This window comes from Cellulophaga sp. (assembly GCF_039943695.1).
Lineage (GTDB): Bacteria > Bacteroidota > Bacteroidia > Flavobacteriales > Flavobacteriaceae > Cellulophaga.
Genome location: NZ_JBDVAA010000134.1, coordinates 1 through 4346, shown reverse-complemented (window position 1 = coordinate 4346; position 4346 = coordinate 1). Strand labels below are relative to the sequence as shown.

The following is a 4346-nucleotide window of genomic DNA, read 5'->3' as shown; positions in this document are numbered from 1 at the left end:
AAAGTCCTAGAAGCATAAAAATACAACCAGAACCAAACGGAATATGAAATAAAGGGTTACTAAAATCCAAATAGCTTATTCTTTACGTTTGTAATTGTCCATAAATTTACGCGACTTTCTCTCTTTGCTTTTCTTTTTGTTTTCAAAGTTTATAACAAGAAAAATAACAAGTACAATTCCGCCAACAATAAAAGTAGTATAGTCCATTTTATTTTTTTTCTAAATTTAAAAATACAGTATTATAATCTAATTTTAAAATGTTCTTTTGCTTGCTCTTTTCTAAAAAATACAGCAGCGCCATAAAAAACATCTACGGTAACAGTAACATTTTTAAGTAATTTTATTTGTTCCCAAGTTTCTTTTGTCTGTTTGCTACTGTAAATATTATCAACAAAAACCATAGTGTTGTTATGGTAGTTAATAGCGGTAAACTTATCTAGATCAGGATAATTTAAATATCCAAAATCTACACTAGTTTTTGTATAGTTTAAATTAGTTGTTATATTTTTTTTAAGCTTTTCTGATGCTACAAAGGCCGTTTTTATTTTAAAATAGGCAATACTTTTAAGTACAACATTATAGCTTTTGTTAGGGTGTGTCTTTTCTTTGTTATATAAACATTTGGTTACGTAATTATATATAAAAGGCGAGTGTACTCCGTGCTGATTTGTTGCTTTTAGCAAAAAATGTAAATGAGCAATAAACTGAAACATAAAATTAAAATCTAACCTTCAACAATTGCAGAAAGCTCAAACCAGCGTTCTGTTTTTGTCTCAATTTCGTCTATAACAAGTTGTAAATCTTTAGATAAAGCATCAATTTCATCACCACTAAGGCTAGCGTCAGAAAACTTATTTTGAAGCTCAGTTTTTTTCTCTTCTAGCTTCTTTATTTTATTTTCAATGTTATTGTATTCTTTTTGCTCTTGAAAAGATAGTTTATTGGTTTTACCTTCTGTCTTCCAAGATTTTTTTTCTGTTTTAGCTTCCTTCTCTTTGTTTTCTCTGCTTTCTAATACAGCGCTATCCTCATAAGATCTAAAGTCTGAATAGTTTCCAGGAAAATCTTCAATAACCGCATTGCCTCTAAATACAAATAAGTGATCTACAATTTTATCCATAAAGTACCTATCATGCGATACTACCAATAAGCAACCAGGAAAGTCCATTAAAAAACTTTCTAAAACGTTTAGCGTTACAATATCTAAATCGTTTGTAGGTTCATCTAAAATTAAGAAATTAGGATTTTGTATAAGTATTGTACATAAGTATAGTCTTTTACGTTCTCCACCACTTAGTTTCTCAACAAAATCATACTGTTTTTTTCTATCAAACAAAAAACGTTCTAACAATTGCTGTGCAGAGATTTGATGCCCTTTTTTAAGCGGAATATAATCTCCAAACTCACGTATAACATCTATAACTTTCTGACCCTCTTTTATTTTTATACCCTTTTGTGTATAGTAACCAAACTTAATTGTTTCGCCAACAATAACTTTGCCACTATCTGGTTGGTCTGTACCAGTAATAATATTTAAAAAGGTAGATTTTCCAGTACCATTTTTACCAATAATACCAATACGTTCTCCTTTTAAAAAATTGTATTCGAACTTATCTAAAATAGGTTTGCCAGGATAAGATTTAGAGATTTTAACAAGCTCCATAATTTTACTACCCATACGTTCCATATTAATCTCTAGCTCTACCTTGTGTTCTTTTCTTCGTTGGTGAGCTTTGGCTTTAATATCGTTAAAATCGTCTATTCTAGATTTAGATTTTGTAGTTCGTGCTTTAGGTTGTTTACGCATCCAACCTAGTTCTTTTTTATATAAAAGTTTAGATTTATGGTGTTCTACAGCTTCTTGCGTTAAACGAGCTTCTTTTTTTTCTAAATAATAAGAGTAATTACCTTTGTAAGGGTAAAGAGTATTATTATCTAACTCTATAATTTCGTTACAAACACGTTCTAAAAAATAACGGTCATGCGTAACCATAAATAAAGTAATATTTTCTTTTGCAAAATACTCCTCTAGCCATTCAATCATTTCTAAATCTAAATGGTTGGTAGGCTCATCTAAAATTAGTAAATCTGGTCTGTTTATAAGCGCATCTGCCATAGCTAAACGCTTTTTTTGTCCTCCAGAAAGTAAACCAACCTTTAAGGTAACATCATCTAACTTAAGTTTAGATAAAATTTGTTTGTATTGTGTTTCAAAATCCCAAGCTTCAAACCTGTCCATAGCATCAAAAGCTAATTGGTATTTGTCTGCATCTTCAGGATTAGCTAACGCTTTTTCATAATCAGCAATTACCCTTAAAACTTCATTGTCAGAGGCAAAAATAGTTTGTTCTATAGTTAAGTCTGGATCCATATTAGGCTCTTGCTCTAAAAATGAAACTCTAGTTCCTTTTCTATAGTTTACTTGTCCGCTATCTGGAGTGTCTTTACCAGATAAAATATTTAAAATAGATGTTTTTCCACTTCCATTTTTAGCAATAAGAGCAATTTTTTGGTCTTTGTTTACACCAAAAGAAATGCCTGAAAATAGAGCGTGTTCTCCGTAAGATTTTGATATGTTTTCAACCGTAAGTAGGTTCATTTGCGAGTGTTATTTATTTTGTTTTTTGCCAAATAAATATATATCTAGTGGCAAGAGATAGCAGTATAGGAATAAATACTGGATGAAATTTTTGAATTCCGATTAGTTGCACAACAGGTACAATTAATAATAATATAAGTAAAAATATGCTGTATTTGTGTAGTTTAGATGCTGTATTTTCTTTTTTAAGTAGAAAAAATAAAGCAATTAAATTAAACGGTACAACCCATAGTAAATTAAAGTTATTGGCTGTTGCTGTGTGGTCAGTGGCAAACCAAAGTAAACTTAAAACAATACCTGTTATGCCAGTAACAAACAATAAAAAACCGTCTAACCATTTAGACCATAAATGGTTTTTAAAATCTATGTAAGTTATAAATAGGACTAAGGCAAAAAGTAAAATAGACCAAAACATTGGGGTTACTAAAAAATTAATACTGTCTACTTTTTTGTGTTCCCTTAAAATTATTCTGTTAGACAATACCAAAGGGTTACCTTTAATAGTGCTGTTATTTAGTTGAGACCATACATAATCTGGTAAAAATGTATGCTGTAAAGCTGTAGCTTCTTTGTCTATTTTAGAGCCAAGAGCTAAATCAATACCAAAGCTAGACCAAGTATTTGTACTTAGCTTTTGATCTAATAATTCTCTAAACGTATATTTTTTTTCTAAATAATCTTCTTTAAAATTAATGTCTTTACCAATAGATATGTTTAAAACATCAACAATTTTAGTAGCACAATTGTTATACAAATAATCATATAAATAGTCTCTGTTCTCTGGTTTTACGTTTTTTTCTAAATAATTATAGAGCTGTTTTTTTTGATCGATATTTAAATTTAAAACCTGTTCTTTAACACCTCTTTTGTCATATTGATATTCATATAAAAACCTTGAAAAGTCTTGTTTGCTAACTTTAAAAAGTAACCTTCCTTTAACAAAGTTTAGGTAAAAATTAGGAGCATTAAAATCAAAAATACCATAATTATAAACCTTATCTGTTCTAGTAACAGGGTCCCAAACTCTAATGGCACTATGGCCAAAAATAGAATACAACTCACTACCAGGTGCACAAGTTAATACACTAATTTGAGCGTTCTTAGATATTGAGCTATTTTGCGAATATCCAAAAGCAGAGCAACTCAATAAAAGTATAAAAACGATAGATTTAATGTAATTTTTCAAGCTCATTATTTTTTAGAAGTAACAAATATCGAACAAATTAGCAGAACTGCCGTATGGATTTTAAAAAAGCAGCTTTTTAAATTGTTTTTTTTAAAGAAATACTATTTTTACCAACGCAACTAATATTACCGTATTTTTGATGACTACAGAAATACTATTAAATAAATTAGAATGAAAAAGCATATACCAAACTTAATTACCCTTTTAAATTTATTTTGTGGCTGTTTAGCGGTTCTCTTTGCTGTACACGGACTTTTTGAGATGGTAGCTCTTTTTGTGTTTTTAGGTATATTTTTCGATTTTTTTGATGGTTTTGCGGCTCGTATGTTAAAAGTACAGAGTGAGCTTGGTTTGCAATTAGACTCTTTAGCAGATATGGTTACAAGTGGTGTTGTACCAGGTGTAGTTATGTATAAATTGTTGTTAATGGCTACTACTGGCGGATGGAGTTCATCTATGTTTACAGCTACAGAAAGTGGTTTTCATATTTCTGTTTTTACGGTTTCATCTGTAATTCCTTTTTTAGGATTTATAATAACTTTAGCATCTGGTTATAGATTG

Annotated in this window: 5 protein-coding genes; 1 reads left to right on the top strand and 4 read right to left on the bottom strand. The window is 29.7% G+C overall.

The features are described from left to right. Positions 1–75: 75 nt before the first annotated feature. From ABJD66_RS09290 to ABJD66_RS09275, 4 genes are read right to left on the bottom strand one after another with little or no spacing between them, the layout of a single operon-like run. Positions 76–207, bottom strand: coding sequence for a hypothetical protein (locus ABJD66_RS09290; protein WP_348130743.1), 132 nt, complete (start codon positions 205–207; stop codon positions 76–78). Positions 208–239: 32 nt separating this feature from the next. After that, positions 240–713, bottom strand: a complete 474-nt coding sequence (locus ABJD66_RS09285; protein ID WP_348130740.1) for a hypothetical protein — start codon at positions 711–713, stop codon at positions 240–242. An 11-nt stretch (positions 714–724) separates the two neighbouring features. Continuing rightward, complete coding sequence (locus ABJD66_RS09280) at positions 725–2599, bottom strand: ABC-F family ATP-binding cassette domain-containing protein (RefSeq protein WP_348130737.1); 1875 nt, start codon at positions 2597–2599, stop codon at positions 725–727. A gap of 13 nt (positions 2600–2612) precedes the next feature. Further along, the gene (locus ABJD66_RS09275; protein ID WP_348130734.1) at positions 2613–3785 is read right to left on the bottom strand and encodes a DUF4105 domain-containing protein; all 1173 of its coding nucleotides are present in this window, start codon (positions 3783–3785) and stop codon (positions 2613–2615) included. Positions 3786–3956: 171 nt separating this feature from the next. Here ABJD66_RS09275 and ABJD66_RS09270 point away from each other — a divergent pair. Beyond that, positions 3957–4346, top strand: a 390-nt coding sequence (locus ABJD66_RS09270) for a CDP-alcohol phosphatidyltransferase family protein (protein WP_348130731.1), incomplete at its 3' end; no start/stop codon positions are given.